Annotated in this window: 11 protein-coding genes; 6 read left to right on the top strand and 5 right to left on the bottom strand. The window is 45.3% G+C overall.

What is annotated here, in order from left to right; translation table 11 throughout:
* Nucleotides 1-55 precede the first annotated feature (55 nt).
* The 6 genes from KFE98_20310 to KFE98_20285 all read left to right on the top strand — a co-directional run bounded on the left by KFE98_20310 (nucleotide 56) and on the right by KFE98_20285 (nucleotide 4,531).
* Nucleotides 56-607 (top strand): RNA polymerase sigma factor, encoded by a 552-nt coding sequence (locus tag KFE98_20310; protein UTW62316.1) that lies wholly within the window; start codon nucleotides 56-58, stop codon nucleotides 605-607.
* Nucleotides 594-1,667 (top strand): hypothetical protein, encoded by a 1,074-nt coding sequence (locus KFE98_20305; protein ID UTW62315.1) that lies wholly within the window; start codon nucleotides 594-596, stop codon nucleotides 1,665-1,667. Before KFE98_20310 ends, KFE98_20305 begins: the two co-directional genes overlap by 14 nt.
* On the top strand, nucleotides 1,664-2,980 hold the full coding sequence (locus tag KFE98_20300; GenBank protein ID UTW62314.1) for a carboxypeptidase-like regulatory domain-containing protein: 1,317 nt from the start codon (nucleotides 1,664-1,666) through the stop codon (nucleotides 2,978-2,980). The genes KFE98_20305 and KFE98_20300 overlap by 4 nt, the downstream gene beginning before the upstream one ends.
* A gap of 15 nt (nucleotides 2,981-2,995) precedes the next feature.
* Nucleotides 2,996-3,364 (top strand): CoA-binding protein, encoded by a 369-nt coding sequence (locus KFE98_20295; GenBank protein ID UTW62313.1) that lies wholly within the window; start codon nucleotides 2,996-2,998, stop codon nucleotides 3,362-3,364.
* A 114-nt stretch (nucleotides 3,365-3,478) separates the two neighbouring features.
* Nucleotides 3,479-3,805 (top strand): hypothetical protein, encoded by a 327-nt coding sequence (locus tag KFE98_20290; protein UTW62312.1) that lies wholly within the window; start codon nucleotides 3,479-3,481, stop codon nucleotides 3,803-3,805.
* Nucleotides 3,806-3,814: 9 nt separating this feature from the next.
* A complete protein-coding gene (locus tag KFE98_20285; protein ID UTW62311.1) occupies nucleotides 3,815-4,531 on the top strand; it encodes a sulfotransferase family protein in 717 nt (238 codons plus the stop codon).
* Nucleotides 4,532-4,586: 55 nt separating this feature from the next.
* On the opposite strand, the gene KFE98_20280 is transcribed toward KFE98_20285, so the two are convergent.
* The 5 genes from KFE98_20280 to KFE98_20260 form a co-directional block, all read right to left on the bottom strand.
* On the bottom strand, nucleotides 4,587-5,405 hold the full coding sequence (locus tag KFE98_20280) for an alpha/beta fold hydrolase (protein UTW62310.1): 819 nt from the start codon (nucleotides 5,403-5,405) through the stop codon (nucleotides 4,587-4,589).
* A gap of 31 nt (nucleotides 5,406-5,436) precedes the next feature.
* Nucleotides 5,437-7,440 carry a PD40 domain-containing protein gene (locus KFE98_20275; protein UTW62309.1) on the bottom strand — a complete coding sequence of 668 codons (2,004 nt, stop codon included), beginning with the start codon at nucleotides 7,438-7,440 and terminating at the stop codon, nucleotides 5,437-5,439.
* Nucleotides 7,441-7,444: 4 nt separating this feature from the next.
* Complete coding sequence (locus KFE98_20270; protein UTW62308.1) at nucleotides 7,445-8,479, bottom strand: PorP/SprF family type IX secretion system membrane protein; 1,035 nt, start codon at nucleotides 8,477-8,479, stop codon at nucleotides 7,445-7,447.
* A 21-nt stretch (nucleotides 8,480-8,500) separates the two neighbouring features.
* Nucleotides 8,501-12,832, bottom strand: coding sequence for a gliding motility-associated C-terminal domain-containing protein (locus KFE98_20265; GenBank protein UTW62307.1), 4,332 nt, complete (start codon nucleotides 12,830-12,832; stop codon nucleotides 8,501-8,503).
* A gap of 124 nt (nucleotides 12,833-12,956) precedes the next feature.
* Nucleotides 12,957-14,372 (bottom strand): DUF819 family protein, encoded by a 1,416-nt coding sequence (locus KFE98_20260; protein UTW62306.1) that lies wholly within the window; start codon nucleotides 14,370-14,372, stop codon nucleotides 12,957-12,959.
* Between the last annotated feature and the right edge of the window lie 38 nt (nucleotides 14,373-14,410).

The raw sequence follows: 14,410 nt of genomic DNA, 5'->3' as shown, positions 1-14,410 counted from the left end.
AGTAAATCAAGTGTAGTGTTAATGCGAATTCCAAGCGCCGCCTAAAAAGGAGGGTATGTTAAACAATAATGAAAGCGAATTGTTGGCCCGCTACCGCGAAAGCGGTGACCGGATGGCGCTTGGAATTTTGTTTAAGCAATACCTACCCCTGGTTTACGGAGTATGTCTCAAGTACTTAAAAAACAAAGAAAAAGCCCAGGATGTAGTCTCTGAAGTTTTTGAAAAACTCCTTCCTCTCTTGCGGGAAAAGGAAATCCGAGACTTTAAATCATTCGTTTATGTGGTAGCCAAAAATCAATCCCTGGGTCAGCTCAGATCGCAACGAATCTGGGTAGAATACCAAGAGCTACACGATCAACACGAAGAAGAGTCCCAACAAGACCAGCGAATTCTCAAAGAAGCCCAATTGGATCAACTCAAGGAAGCTTTAAAAGAACTCAAACCGGATCAGCAGCAGAGTTTAGATCTGTTTTACCTGCAGGATTATTCCTACCAGGAAGTCGCTGACCAAATGAAGCTTGATCTCAAAAAGGTGAAAAGCCTCATTCAAAACGGAAAGCGAATGCTACGTATCCGGCTAACTGAAAGGATGAATGATGGAAACTAAAGGATGGCATAAAATATTTGAAAAGGCCTCGGAAGCAGGAGATCTCCGAGGACTGGAAAAAGCCGCTGTGGATCACCCCATGGATGCCGACGCCTTGGAAGGACTGGAGTCTTTTGGAATTACCGGAGCTGAATTAGAAGCCCTGGAAAACCAATTTGATTCAGGTCTTCAATCAGGCGGAGGAGCTACCGGGCTCGAAGGATTTAATACGCTTCTTCTAATGCTCGCGGCAGGCTTTGCGGCTTCGTTGGCTTTTGCCTGGTTCTATGAAAATGATGCGGTAGAAAACTACGCACAAGCTCATCCATCCCCAATTGTATTGGAAAGTGAACCTACTCCTGCGGTTCAAAAAGCTTCCCCATCCATTCCATCTTCTGCAGTAGATCTCGAGCATGAAGGACCGGTCTTGGTGGCCCATTCCTCCACTCCGATAGATGAGCCCGTGGTTCTCGAATCGGCCCGTGAAGTATGGCACCTACAACCCATGACTCCTAAAGAGTCGGGTAAGGTGTATGTAGCACCTCGCAAACAGCGCCTTTGGAGAGAAGCTCCGGATTACCGCTACGACTACATGCACAACTACAAAATTTACGATTACGGCAAACGGAATGTTCCCATGGATAAAGAATGGATGATTGGCTTGGAGCCTGGCTATTCTCATTGGAAGTTTGCCGGTGAAGATATCACTGTTGGCGATCATTACGTGCCTTACCTCAATGTGTTGGAAAAAGCCATTCTGGCCTTTGATAAGGAGGACTATGAAAAATCGCTGCAGCATTTACAAACCATTCTTCGAGCGGTTTCAAAAGATCAAAATGGACTCTTCTATTCGGCCATGTGCCATTATCAAATGGGGGAGTATGGTAAGTCTGAGGATTTTTTGCGTCTTCTTTTGGAAGAGGATTCCGATGTGTTTCGTCCAGAAGCTACCTGGTATTTGGCCTTAAATCTATTGGCCCAGAACAAGTCAGGTGAAGCCCGCGATTTTCTAAAAGGAATTCAGGCCAGAAACGGATTTTACAGCAACCGGGCCGAAGAACAATTGAGCGATTTGGAATGATTAGGTTCTTAAACATAGCAGGGGCGATGGCCCTATTTCTCCTTTTGAGTTTTGCTGCTGAAGCTCAGGTATTGGTCGGTCGAATGGTGCACAACGAAACCGGTAAGCCCATTCGCAATGTACACATTTCGGTAGATGGTCGCCCAGAATTGGCCGTAGTAAGCAAAGGAGATGGAAGGTTTCAAATTCCCGTGGGAGAAGGCGACATTACTCTAAGGTTTTCCCATGTTGCCTTTGAGCCCTACACGGAAAAGATTCACATGCACCAGGATACCTTGAGAAGAGATTTTAAGCTTATTCCCAAGGTCTATCAGCTGGGCGATTTTACCACCACTGCTGACCGAAAGCCGGAATCCGTATTTCACACCTTTGTTCATTATGTACATGATTTTGAGGTAATGGACAACCGCTTGATCCTGATTACCTTTTCCCGAAATCTGAAGAAGGACCCAAAGCTAACCTTGTCAGGTTTGAATCAGGAAATATTGGATGAAATCGCCATACCAACTGAACCCGAAACCTTGTTTAGAGACTATCAGGGGCGCGTATTTCTTGAGTATGAAAAAACGGCCTACCTCATTCGTTACCAGGATGATGAGTTAAAGCTTATCGAGGTAAATGCACAAGAATTCAGAGCTCGGGTTAAACCTTGCAATGATACCCTGGATCAGCAAATATTCTTCTCCGATCAATTGTGGTATTTACCTCGGTTCAACTATTACTCCTTTGATACCCGGGATAGCTTGTTTCGATTGGTCAGAAACATCGTGGACAAAGAACTCAATCACATGATGCGCTGGGAGTTCTATGATATGACCATTGACCAACAACGTCAAGCCCGGGAAATGGCCGAGTTTTTTCCCAATCTAGACAAGCAGGAAATGGCCGGTATTATGAGTGGATTTCAAAACAGTATCTACTACGAAGAGCCTTATGCTCCTTTGTTTGTGGTGAATGATACCATTCTCATTTTTGACCATTACTCTAATTTTCTATACCGCTATTCAGAAAACCTAATGCCCTTGGATAGCCAGGAGATTTCCTACCATATTCCACCTCGTCGCAGGGAATGGAAGAGCAAGGTTTTCCTGGATCGGAATAGAGGAGAGTTTTTCGGCCTTTTTGAGAAGAAGGGATATGTCTATCTCAAAAAGATCAATTGCGGCAACGGTTCCTTCGATTATGCGGTAAAACTGTCTAACCAGTTCGTTGAAAAGGTGCGGGTACACGACAATTATGCCTATTACATCCACAAACCACCCAGTTCACCGGAAAAACCAACCATCTACAGAGAGCGAATAGCCGAGAGATAGCTGTATTTTTGTAGGATGGAAAAACAAGAACGAGTGCTCGTCATGGGCGCCTCTACCAATCCTACACGCTATTCGTATTTGGCCACTCAATCTTTGTTGAAGCACGGCCACGAGGTGGTTCTTTATGGAAGAAAATCAGCAGAGGTATCGGGCATTCCGATTTTGACCAGTCTCGAAGGAATTAAAAATATAGATACGGTTACCTTGTATCTAAATCCGACCAATCAGAAGCCCTATTACGACTTTCTGATAGAGCTGGCTCCCAAGCGAATAATCTTCAATCCAGGTACAGAAAATGCTGAACTCATGGAGCTGGCCGCGGCCAATGGAATAGCCAATGAAGCCGCTTGCACCTTAGTTATGCTCTCGGTAGGGACTTATTGAGATTCGAGATGCGAGGTGCGAGGTGCGAGATTCGAGATTGAAGATTGAAGATTGAAGATTGAAGATTGAAAAATCGTTATTTCCCGCTCGACCATAAATTGTTATCTTCACAAGATGCTTGGAATAGCGGCTCCCATAACATTGCCTCTGTATTTCGATGAAGGCTTAACCATCCTTGAAGCACCGGTTTTGGCGCTCATTGCTGTCGGTGTGGTTTGGGTATATGTATTGATGAAGAAAAGGAAATACGTCTTTTCAGATGAAATAAATGCCCGTGAATTTCCGGTTGAACTTTCCAAAGACGTTTTACAGCAACCCCAAGCTTTGGCCCATCCTCCGGGAAGATTACCTTTTACACAATACAGCCTGCTTCAGTTAATCGGGAGCATTTTTCTTTGGACATTTCTGATCTTGGCTTCCTGGTTTATCATTTGGGTGTAAATTAGTGTCATGACCCGAATACACCTTATTTCTGGCCCACGAAATCTGTCTACGGCCCTCATGTACTCATTTGGCAATCGAGCCGATTGTAGCATTGTTGATGAACCCTTTTATGCTTGGTACCTCAATCAAACGGATATAGACCATCCGGGAAGGGAACAGGTATTGGCAACGATGGATCAGGATGTGGATAGAGTCAAGCAAAACGTGCTATTCGCTCCTTATGAAACGCCGGTAGTGTTTTTTAAAAACATGGCCCATCACATCATCAACACGGATTTGGGCTTTCTGGATGACCTGACTAATTTGTTCCTCATTCGGGATACCACGCAGCTTATTCGTTCTTTTCAGAAGGTGATACCCAATCCCATTATGCGGGACATTGGCGTTCAACGTGAATGGGAACTGTATGAATACCTAAAAAACAAAGGCAAGAATCCACTCGTATTGGATAGCGGTCAATTGCTGAAGGATCCGGAAGGGGTATTGAGAAGATTATGTGAAGGCTTAAACATTCCCTTTGATCCAAATATGCTCAGCTGGCCTGCAGGAGCAAGAAAGGAAGATGGGATTTGGGCTGAGTGGTGGTACAAGGGGGTACATCAATCAACCTGCTTTGAACAACGCGAAACGAGCAGGTCTATTGAACCATTGCCTGAATCTCTGATGGAATTGGATGAGAAGGCGAGGTATTATTACGATAAGCTCTCGGCCGAGGCGGTTTAGGAATTCTGAATCTGAAATCTATCGGATGATGTTTTTTGGCTGATGTTCAGCTGACTTATTCTTCTTGTTTGTCTTCTTCTTTCCCAAAAATTTGTTCGAGGGCTTCCCGAAAAACGGGGAAATCGGGCAGATCCATGTGGGTGGCACCCGGAATAGTGGTAAGCTCGATGTGATCGCCTAAGTCCGCCAATTTTACACTCGACTCGTAAGGAATGACTTCATCTTCGGTTCCGTGAATGAGGTAAATAGGGCATTCCAGGCCTGGGAGAAAGGCGTCGGTGGTGAATTTGTATTTCAACAAAATCGTAACCGGTACATAAGGATAGTGGTGGCTCACAACATCTTCAAAGTTGAAATAGGGGGTAACCAGCACCAATTGATCCGGTTGATAGCGTGTGGCTAAGCTTGCGGCTATTCCGGTACCAAGCGATCTGCCGTAAAAAATGACCTGCTTGTCAGCATATTCAGGAATGATGCGTTGATAGATGTATTCGGCATCGGAGTGAATGCTTTGTTCATCTTTAATCATACCGCTGCTTTTTCCATAGCCTCGGTAATCGTACATCACCACATCGTAGTTGTAGTCCAGAAAGAGTTGGGCCCACTGTCCCCAGGAAGCCATTGAACCCGCATTTCCGTGGAAATAAAACAACACTCCCTTTGGATTTGGATTGCGAAAATGCAGGGCGTGAATGGAAATACCCGATTCGGGTTTAAAGAAACGTTCTTCGTACTCTCCGGGAAAGTTGAACACAAACTGGCGCGGCAATTTTTCCGATAGAAAAATCATTTTTTCCTGCCTGGTGTATAAGAATACCAGTACCAACAGGAAGAAAATCACTGAAAACAGGGCTATGGCCAGTACAAATTTCATCGTACTAAAGGTAAGAATTCATTCCCTCTCTTTAGTCGGTAGACTGTCGGGAAACCTTTAAAATTTCTATACGGCGATCCTCCATGGCTGAAGGACTGTATACCGAGTTAATCTTATCATCCAGGTTATCACTGGTTTGTGCAGAGGCCTTTGATTCACCATAGGGAATTCGTTCAATTTCAATATGGCCTTTTCCTTCTTCCGCTGTTTCGAAATAGGGGAGAAGGGCACCTTCTTTATAAACCTTGAAGTAATTAATCAGACTTTCAATTCTTCGCTGGGTTAGATTGAGGTTATAGTCGGATTTCGCCAGCGGAGAAGCGTAACCTTTAATGGTGAGTACCACTTGTTCTCCTTTGGTGACCTGTGTTAAGAGCAATTCACAAAAGACATCAAACTCCTGACGACCTTTTAGGATTTTGTCCCGGTAGAAAGATTTGATGGCCTTTTTGGCCGAGTCCTGCTGTTCTTCAGGTTTGTTTTGGCTATAGGAATCAATGTATTCTTCGCGAAGCTCCAGGTATTCTTCGTAACAGTCCTGGTAGGTCAAATCTGTGGTTTTGGCCCAGGATCTCGGATTGGGTTGGTCATTGTGGAAGTAGAGTACAGGAAGGTATTCATTGATTTGCTCCACGGTTACCAGAATTGGAACTACTGGCGTATCTACAGGGGAAATTGTATCTACGGGAACTTCTGGGGTGTCTACTTCTTCAATAACAGGTGCAGAAATGGTATAGGAGTATATATCGTTGCAGCAGGTTTGATTCTCCATTCGGAAGCCACCTTCGCGGTTTGAACTCAAGAATACTGCACTGTCTTGCAGAGGCCAGGAAAAGTAAAGATCATTGGCTGGTGAATTGATGGGTAGTCCCAAGTTTTCGGGTGGTCGGGCAGATCGCAAGCTCGTGGCAGATGACTGAAAAATATCGAACCCTCCGAAGCCCTCATGCCAATCTGAACTAAAGTAAAGGCGGTTGCTATCGGCCATAAAGTAAGGGGTGATTTCATTACCAGCGGTATTCACATTTCGCCCCATGTTTTTGGGGTAGGTAAAGTCCTTGTAACGCTTGTTGTATTCCGAATACCAAATGTCGAGTTTACCCTTGCCCTGGGGACGATTGGATACGAAAAAAAGGTAGGTTTTAGCTCCAATAGAGGTGATGTAAGGCTGGGTGTTGTTAAAGCCTTCCAGATTAATGGTTGGAGCCAAAAGTTCGGGTTCTGTCCATCCATCTTCCGTTTTGCGGGATAATTTGATTACACAAGCCGCTGGATCGGCGCACTCTGAAAAGACCAGCCAATTACTATCCGGATAAAAACAGGCATTGGCCACATGTGCCCCTTCCACATTGAACATGCTGTCTAAATTGCCTTCGGAATACCAAATCGAATCTCGCTTTATGGCCTTCATCAGCTGGAACCGATTGGCTTCTTCAATTTTGGCCAATTCCATGGAACTATCCTTCTTGAAAAATTGGAGAGATGAGTAGATTAATGTACTGTCATTGAGTAGGCTACCTCCAAATTCGGCGTAATTGGAATTGGAACCAATTCCCAGGTTTTCAGGCCTATGCGGTACTGAATCCTGAACGTGATTGGCGGCCCATTTACAGGCTTCAGCTTGCTGTTTGGCATCCTTGTAGAGAAATCCTCCCCGCATGGCATAGTAGTTCATATAGGTGCTGAAGTTGAATTCAGCGCTATCGTATTGTCCTAAGCTTTGCAGCATTTTGCCCCAGTAATAAAGGGCATCTTCAAACCGCTCCGGACGATTGGGGTATTCAAAAACGTATTGGTAGGTATTAGCGGCCTTACGGTAGTCGTTGTTCATTCGAAGTGCATTGGCATACAGCATCCAATATTGCATGTCGGTGCTATCGGCTTTGGCGGCTAAGCTGTAGTAGTAGGAAGCTCCGTGAAAATCTCCTGAGTGCATAGATTCATCCCCATGCCGGGCCCATTGCTGGGGCGACTGAGCGTTTGCCACGCCTGTAAACAGGAGGAATCCCAAGACCAACCGAAACGCGTATGACATGGAATCAAATATAGTTCGGACAGTATTTATAAGGGACCCGTTTTGGCAATAGATCGCGCAAAATGTAAATGACGGAAACTTCCCAGCCGCCACGGTAGTTACTCGCCGGGTTTAAGGTAGAGTAATTGACATCGTAACTCAAGGCAAATCGCCAGCTTTTGTAGTACATGCCCAAATTGGTGATGGCGGCATCATTGCCCCGATTCCACAATCCAAAAAACAAGGCTTGGTATACGTAACGATTCGAATTGATGAGGTAGTTGATTTCTGTTCCAAATACAAATTCCTGGGCCGTTCCCTGGCGCGAATAAACCAAACCGGGGGTGAGAAACCAATCTGTGCCTAAGGGCACATGTCCACCAGCATGGAGGTTGTATCGTCGTTCTATTTCTTTTTCTGTTCCCAGTTGGAAGGTAACATTGGGAGTGTTGAGATTATACCCAGCTGCCCCTACGTGAAGTCTACTGTTTCCAACTGGAAAATGATAAGCGATTCCAGCGGATACAGTCGGATAGAACACCGATTGTCTGGGAAAAGATTCGTTGGAAGCCAAATCCGGATCATAGCGATTCCCGTTATATTGATCGTCAAAAGTCAGGTCGTCGGTATTGATACTTTGGTTGCCAAAACCGGGTTGTAAGCCGAAGGTAATTCGGTGAAGCGTGTCGGTGGCAGTTAAGGGCAATTCATAGGAAATGGGTACCGAAAATTCAATGGTTTGAAAGTTCGACGTGCCCGCCTGATCGTAGTAAAAATCAAGCCCAAGGTTAAAACGTTTGAGATTTAAAAACCTTCTGGCATCTCCTGATAGCGAAATCGTTTGGAAGGGGCGGGAAACACTTCTCCACTGATTTCGGTAGTTGAACACAAGGCGGTAACGACCATCAAATTGACCGGTCATTGCGGGGTTCAGATTCATGGGAGAATACAGAAATTGACTGAAGTGAATGTCTTGTGCCTTTACCGCATTGGGAGAGAAACAAAGCAAGAGGGATAGAACAAGTAGAACAGGGCCACAACCAGGTAGGAGATATGTCAACCAATTTCTAATCATTCTCACTTATCGAATGAGGGTAATGTCTCCTTTGGTTTCGTATTCCTGATTATCTACACATCTTACATAGAGGTAGTAGGAATAAACGTCCCCGGGAGCCGGTGCATCCTTGTATTGGCCATCCCAGCCTTCGGATTGTTCATTCGATTGAAAGACTTTTTCACCCCAGCGGTTATAAATGTAGAGTTCCATGTGGTCTACATATTTTCCACGCAAATAGAGTTTGTCATTTTTGCCGTCTTCGTTGGGTGTAAAGCTATTGGGTAAATAGATGAATGGAGTACCGCACACTATTTCATCCACCTGAATCAATACACTACGCTTCACTTCGCATTCCGGTTTATTGGGATCAAATACGGTGACCTCGTAAGTCGTAGTTTCCTGGGGACTGGCCTGAGGATCGGCTGCGGTGGTGTTACTCAATCCCGTCTCGGGTTCCCATCTATAGGCAAAACCTTTAGGCGTAACATCCAGTTGAGCAAATTGGTTCTTTAAGATTGTATCGCGATTAGTAGTGGCATCTGCCTGTAGGGTGTCCAATTCTGAAACCTCAATAAACACGGAATCCACGATCAAACATTTGATTCGGTTTTCCACTTCTACCTGATACCAGCGATCTTCTGAAGGTGTCACCAAAACAGAGGTGCTATCGTTACTCGTGTGCATTTCCTCAAACGGTGTCCATCGAGCAAACAAGGTATCGCCGGGAACATCACTAATCACATTCATCCAAACCGAATCGCCCAAGCAAATGGAGGCATCATTGGAGGTGCGAATCCCAAAATCGTTGATTCTAACAATGACAGAATCGGCTCGTGAACAACCTCGTGAGGAGGTAGCGCGAACATAATAAGTGCTTACAAAACCACTTGGGGTAACCAACAATGTACTATCCGTGAGCGCCGTTAACGTATCGCTAAATAAAGTATCGCTCGACCAGTGGAATTTGGAAGAAGTACCAAAACCTGTAGCACCAATCTCCACGGATTGGCTATTTGTTAGGCATACATTGGTATCTCCATCTGTTGCCAGTAAAATGGAATCGATAAATACCTCTTGCACCGCCGTATCGGTACAAATGCCTTTGTCGATCAACAAGAAATAGGTCGTATCTGTTGCCGGATTGGCAATGGGTTGCGAAACGGTGGAGTCACTCAACTCGTAGCCACTGGTCCATCGGTAGGTATAACCTGAAGTGTCAGGAATGCCAATTTCAACGCCTACGCGATTACAAGCCAGTTGCGGAAAAAGTGGAAAAGTGGTATCACTTTCGGCGATTACTTCCCGAATCAGGGTGTCGTGTTTGTTGCAGGAAAGGCTATCAGATACTCGAAGTTCAAATTGATATACTCCCTTCTTACTGATCTGAAGTTGGGGATTGGCCACGGTGGTGGTTCCTAACTGCGTGATGTCCCAGATCCAGGTGGATGTGCTGAGCAAGGTGCTCTGATTCATAGCAGTAACCTGAAACGGTTCGCACACAGAATCGGGTAGGCTAAAAAGAGCTTCAACGGCTGAGTCCACTTGCAAGGTAATTTGGAAGGTATCCGTACATAACTGATTTGGGCCGGATACCAGCATTCTATAATTGGTCGTTTGTGTAGGGTAAGCCCCGGTTAACATGGAGTTAGGATTCGTTAGTCGGTGATTGGGAATCCAGGAATAAGTTAGGCTGGGATCAAAGTTTCCACCAATATCAATGGTATCGCCCAAACAAAGGGAATCGTTGGGAAAGAAGCTTAGGTTAGCCGCTCTAACAGATACATTCTTGGTTAATGAGTCCACAATGTTGCACGAAGTGGAGTCGATGATAATAAGAGTCACCTTAAAAGTTCCTGTGCTATCAAAAGTGATGAAAGGCTCCTTTTGGGTGGATGAATCCTTGCCAAAAAACCATTTATAGGTCGACGATTTTTGCTCCTTACTCAAGTTGATTGCCTGAACAGAATCGTTGATGCACAATTCGGCAGGAATCTGAAACTCTGAAACCACAGTAGGTGGGAGGAAGTCCATCTTAAACACCGCATTATTACACGAAGCAGATCCTGAATTTCGGGCATGAGCACCCGGAGTCGTTGGAAACTGAACAGTGGTATTGACACAGGCAGCACACACCGATTGGTAGATCTTACCCTTCTTATCAAATCTACTCGTTCCACCATCTACGTGTTCGGCAGCGCTTCCTCCAATAAAGGCACCAAACACCAGTTGCGATGCATCATCCTTGAGCACCATGAGGTAAAAGTCACTGGAATCTGTTGTACCAGAAACGAGGTTACCAGGAACAATGCCAAGCGTGTCCATGCCTCCTGTATGTCCAGCATTGTTAGTCACAATAGGACTTTGATTGGTAGCACCTCCCCAACCAGACAGGTAAATACTGCTACACAAGTCTACCAAAAACGCTGTTGGCGAGATGTTGGGGCTGGCCAATTGTCCAACTCCGGTTGCCGTACCAAATGTGGTAGACCAGTGAATGGTGTCCAGCTGAGGCCCAAACTTGGTTACAAATTGACCACTTCGAGGTGTGTTATAGGCTGCATGCCTTATAAAGTGGTTGGTAGAGTCTTCGGTTTGTCCGTAGACAAAGATGTTTTCGTCCTTGTCTAAATCCACAAAATAGACCTGATCGTATTGACGTGTTCCATAATAGGTACTGTTGATGATCGCTGTACCATCACTTTTGATATGGCTGATGAATCCATCACAGCGGCCTCCTTGTTGAGATCGATAACGGGGATGAGATCCTGCAGGGAAATTAGGTGAAGTAGTTCCACCAGCAACTACAATGTTGTTGTTGCGGTCAATAGCCAATGAGTAAATGGCATCGAGTCCAATGCCGCCCCAATAGGAACTCCAAATGATGCCGGATAAATCATTTTTTAACTTGACAATAATACCATCCTGCTTACCAAATTGGTAGCTGGTAAAAACAGTATTACCTACAATTGGAAAGTCGTTAGACATCGTGGTGGAGGCGATGTAGACATTGTCGTCGCGATCAATATCAATTTCTCCCCGAACCTCATCGGCATAGTTGTATTTCAGGCGGCGTACCACCGGAGTGCCCAAATCGTAGTCATTGAGGCCGTCGTTTGAACTTCCTCCAATGTAGGTACCTCCGAGCATGAATTTTCCATCGTTGCTAAACTTTACCACAACCATATCGCAACCCTGGTCGAAGCGAATCCCCATGCCGCCTAAGGTCACATTGTTGAGCACATTGGGTACCTTAAGTTGCCTCTGTAAACCATTGGTTGCCGTGGGAAAATCGAGCGAGCCCGAAGTACCCAGCATATACAGCTGATCGCGGCTATTGACTACAATCGAATGCGGTTGCTCATCACCCGTTCCACCTAAGTAGGTAGAGTAGACCATAAAGCCACCAGTAGTGTCGTATTTCGTAATGGCGATATCCGTTCCACCTGGACCAAAACCTCCGGCAAAGGTGGTTTGGAAGGCACCCAAGGTGGTGTCGTAACCATTTCCGAAAACCGTACTGCCAGAATAAAGGAATCCCTCAGAATCGAAGGTAGCTGTGTAACCAAAGTTGGGTGAAGTGGATCCCGAATAGGTCGAAAAGATCATGGTTGGATCAATGATCAGCGTGTCATGCCCATTGTAGGATCCATCTACCCGAAAGGATACCGTATTTTTACGAAGCAGGTAACTCCCCGGAATTTGGGTAAGCTCTTCCTGTTTTTTCAGAAACAGTACCGGACGATCTTCCCGGATTTCAGCCAGAGAAGTGTGGATTTCGAGTTGTCCATCCTTAATTTTTAACTGATCCTGACCCTTGTAGCGCAGTTGAATTTGACTGGGATCGGCCATTGGATCTACAATGAATTCGTATTTCAACTGATCCTCTTTCGAGTATATTTTTAGGTCAATGCCTGGGTACAAATCTTCGTAAATAACTTCTTGATAGGCCGGTACATCCGAGACCCATTGATCAGGATCATCTCCTAAGAAGAAATTGTAGTAAGAGATCGAGGGGAAATTCCCTTTTACCTTGGCTTCCGGATTGGCCCCCACAAATTCTACTTCATAGCTGTGGTGGTTTATGACCACATTGTCATTTTCAAATTCCGCCTCACCTATGTGCCAGGAGTGCAATTGCGACCAATCTGAAAAGTGAAAAAAGAGTCTGTTTTTTTCGAGGTAGAGTTTGCCTGATGGAATCTCCACCCGGTAGTGGATTTGATCTGGCCACTGGTTGCGGTTTTCTACAAAGGAATAGGAATGAAGATCCCCTTCGTGATCGTGGGCATAGCTTATGCCTGGCCAACACGACGAAAGTGCTGCCAAAAGCAGGATTATGTAACCAAATTTTTTCAAAAGGGTCCTCATTTACAAAGAACTTCGAAATCCCGAAATGGTTGGCTAATCGCCGTAAAATTCTTTGCCGTTTTCACAAAGTTATTCAACTCGCCGGGAACCCGTTGTTAGCCAAGAGACAACCCTAAGGGGCCACTCCCGACATCAATATCCCGCAGATCCAAGCTCCATAAGTTCCTAAGGCATAGCCCAAAACGGCCAGTAAAACGCCTACCGGAGCCAGGGAAGGGTGGAAGGCAGCAGCCACAACAGGGGCCGAAGCAGCTCCTCCAATATTGGCCTTACTTCCTACAGCCAGGAAGAAGAAAGGAGCGCGAATCATTTTACCTACCACAAAGAGCAAGCCGACGTGGAAGGCCATCCAAGTGAGTCCTACCAAAAAGATCATTGGATTTTCACGAATAGCCAGAATGTCCATTTTCATACCGATGGTAGCTACCAAAATGTAGATGAATACGCTTCCCACTTTGGATGCACCCGCTCCCTCATAGTTTCGAGCCTTGGTAAAAGACAGTCCAATTCCGAAGGTGGTAGCCAATACGATCAACCAGAAGAAACCAGATCCAAGGCTAAACGTTTCCGCCAAAAAGGGAGAGGTTTCTTTAATCCAAGGGGCAATGTAACCGGCGATAAAGTGAGAAAGGCCGGTAACTCCGAGTCCAATACCAACGATAATCATCAAGTCATTGAAGGTTGGAATACGGGCAATTTTCTGGCTGAACTCATGCATGTGGTTTTTCAACGTTTCCACCGAACTGGCATCTGCCTTAAAGAATTTGTCAATCGCTTTTGATTTACCCACACCCAGCAGTAAGAAGAACATCCATACCTCAGCAATTACGATATCTACCGTAATCATGATGGAATACATACTTCCTGAGATGAGGTTTTTGTCACCCTCTTTAAAGATTTCGTACATCGCAGCCTGGTTGGCACCACCACCAATCCAGCTTCCGGCCACGGTGGTCATTCCCCGCCAAACTTCGTTCGGTTCTACACCACCTACAACCTCCGGAGAGATGTAAGAAAAGATCAAAACCGCCAATGGTCCACCCAAAACCACACCAATGGTTGCGGTAAAGAACATAACCAGAGCTTTGGGGCCAAGTTTAAATACTTCCTTCAAGTTGATGCTCAAGGTAAGCAGCACCAAACTCGCTGGGAGCAAGTAACGCGAAGCCACAAAATAGAGCTTGGATTTACTGATGAAGGGAGATAAAATGTCGTTGCCCACTTCATTGGCGAAAGCCCATTTTTTGAATTCTCCAACGTCATGAATACCCGTAAGATCATAACCCTGGCTGGTTAAATGACTTATTGCCGCTGACATATCTATCCAACAAGGAGAGATAACGCCCAAGGTGCTAAAAAGCGAGGGAAGAAAGTAGCAGAGGAGGAGTGCTGGGAAAATCGAATAAAACCCTTTGAAAGTTTTCATTTCACTGGTTTTGAACACCAGCATCAACAGGGCCACCAGAATACCAAAAACGACAGCGTCATTGGTAATGAATGGAATATCTGATACTACTTCTTCAATCATATTTTTTGTGATTTCGGCCAAAAATAGCCTTTTATGGC

This window comes from bacterium SCSIO 12741, assembly GCA_024398055.1.
Taxonomy (GTDB): domain Bacteria; phylum Bacteroidota; class Bacteroidia; order Flavobacteriales_G; family Salibacteraceae; genus SCSIO-12741.
The sequence above is the reverse complement of the archived record's forward strand: the minus strand, read 5'-3'. Positions and strand labels throughout refer to the sequence as shown.

Bases quoted from the DNA above. Each gene is read 5' to 3' on its own strand.
- KFE98_20275 (UTW62309.1), bottom strand. From the start codon at position 7,440: ATGTCATACGCGTTTCGGTTGGTCTTGGGATTCCTCCTGTTTACAGGC.
- KFE98_20280 (UTW62310.1), bottom strand. From the start codon at position 5,405: ATGAAATTTGTACTGGCCATAGCCCTGTTTTCAGTGATTTTCTTCCTG.
- KFE98_20295 (UTW62313.1), top strand. From the start codon at position 2,996: ATGGAAAAACAAGAACGAGTGCTCGTCATGGGCGCCTCTACCAATCCT.
- KFE98_20305 (UTW62315.1), top strand. From the start codon at position 594: ATGATGGAAACTAAAGGATGGCATAAAATATTTGAAAAGGCCTCGGAA.
- KFE98_20290 (UTW62312.1), top strand. From the start codon at position 3,479: ATGCTTGGAATAGCGGCTCCCATAACATTGCCTCTGTATTTCGATGAA.
- KFE98_20260 (UTW62306.1), bottom strand. From the start codon at position 14,372: ATGATTGAAGAAGTAGTATCAGATATTCCATTCATTACCAATGACGCT.
- KFE98_20310 (UTW62316.1), top strand. From the start codon at position 56: ATGTTAAACAATAATGAAAGCGAATTGTTGGCCCGCTACCGCGAAAGC.
- KFE98_20300 (UTW62314.1), top strand. From the start codon at position 1,664: ATGATTAGGTTCTTAAACATAGCAGGGGCGATGGCCCTATTTCTCCTT.
- KFE98_20285 (UTW62311.1), top strand. From the start codon at position 3,815: ATGACCCGAATACACCTTATTTCTGGCCCACGAAATCTGTCTACGGCC.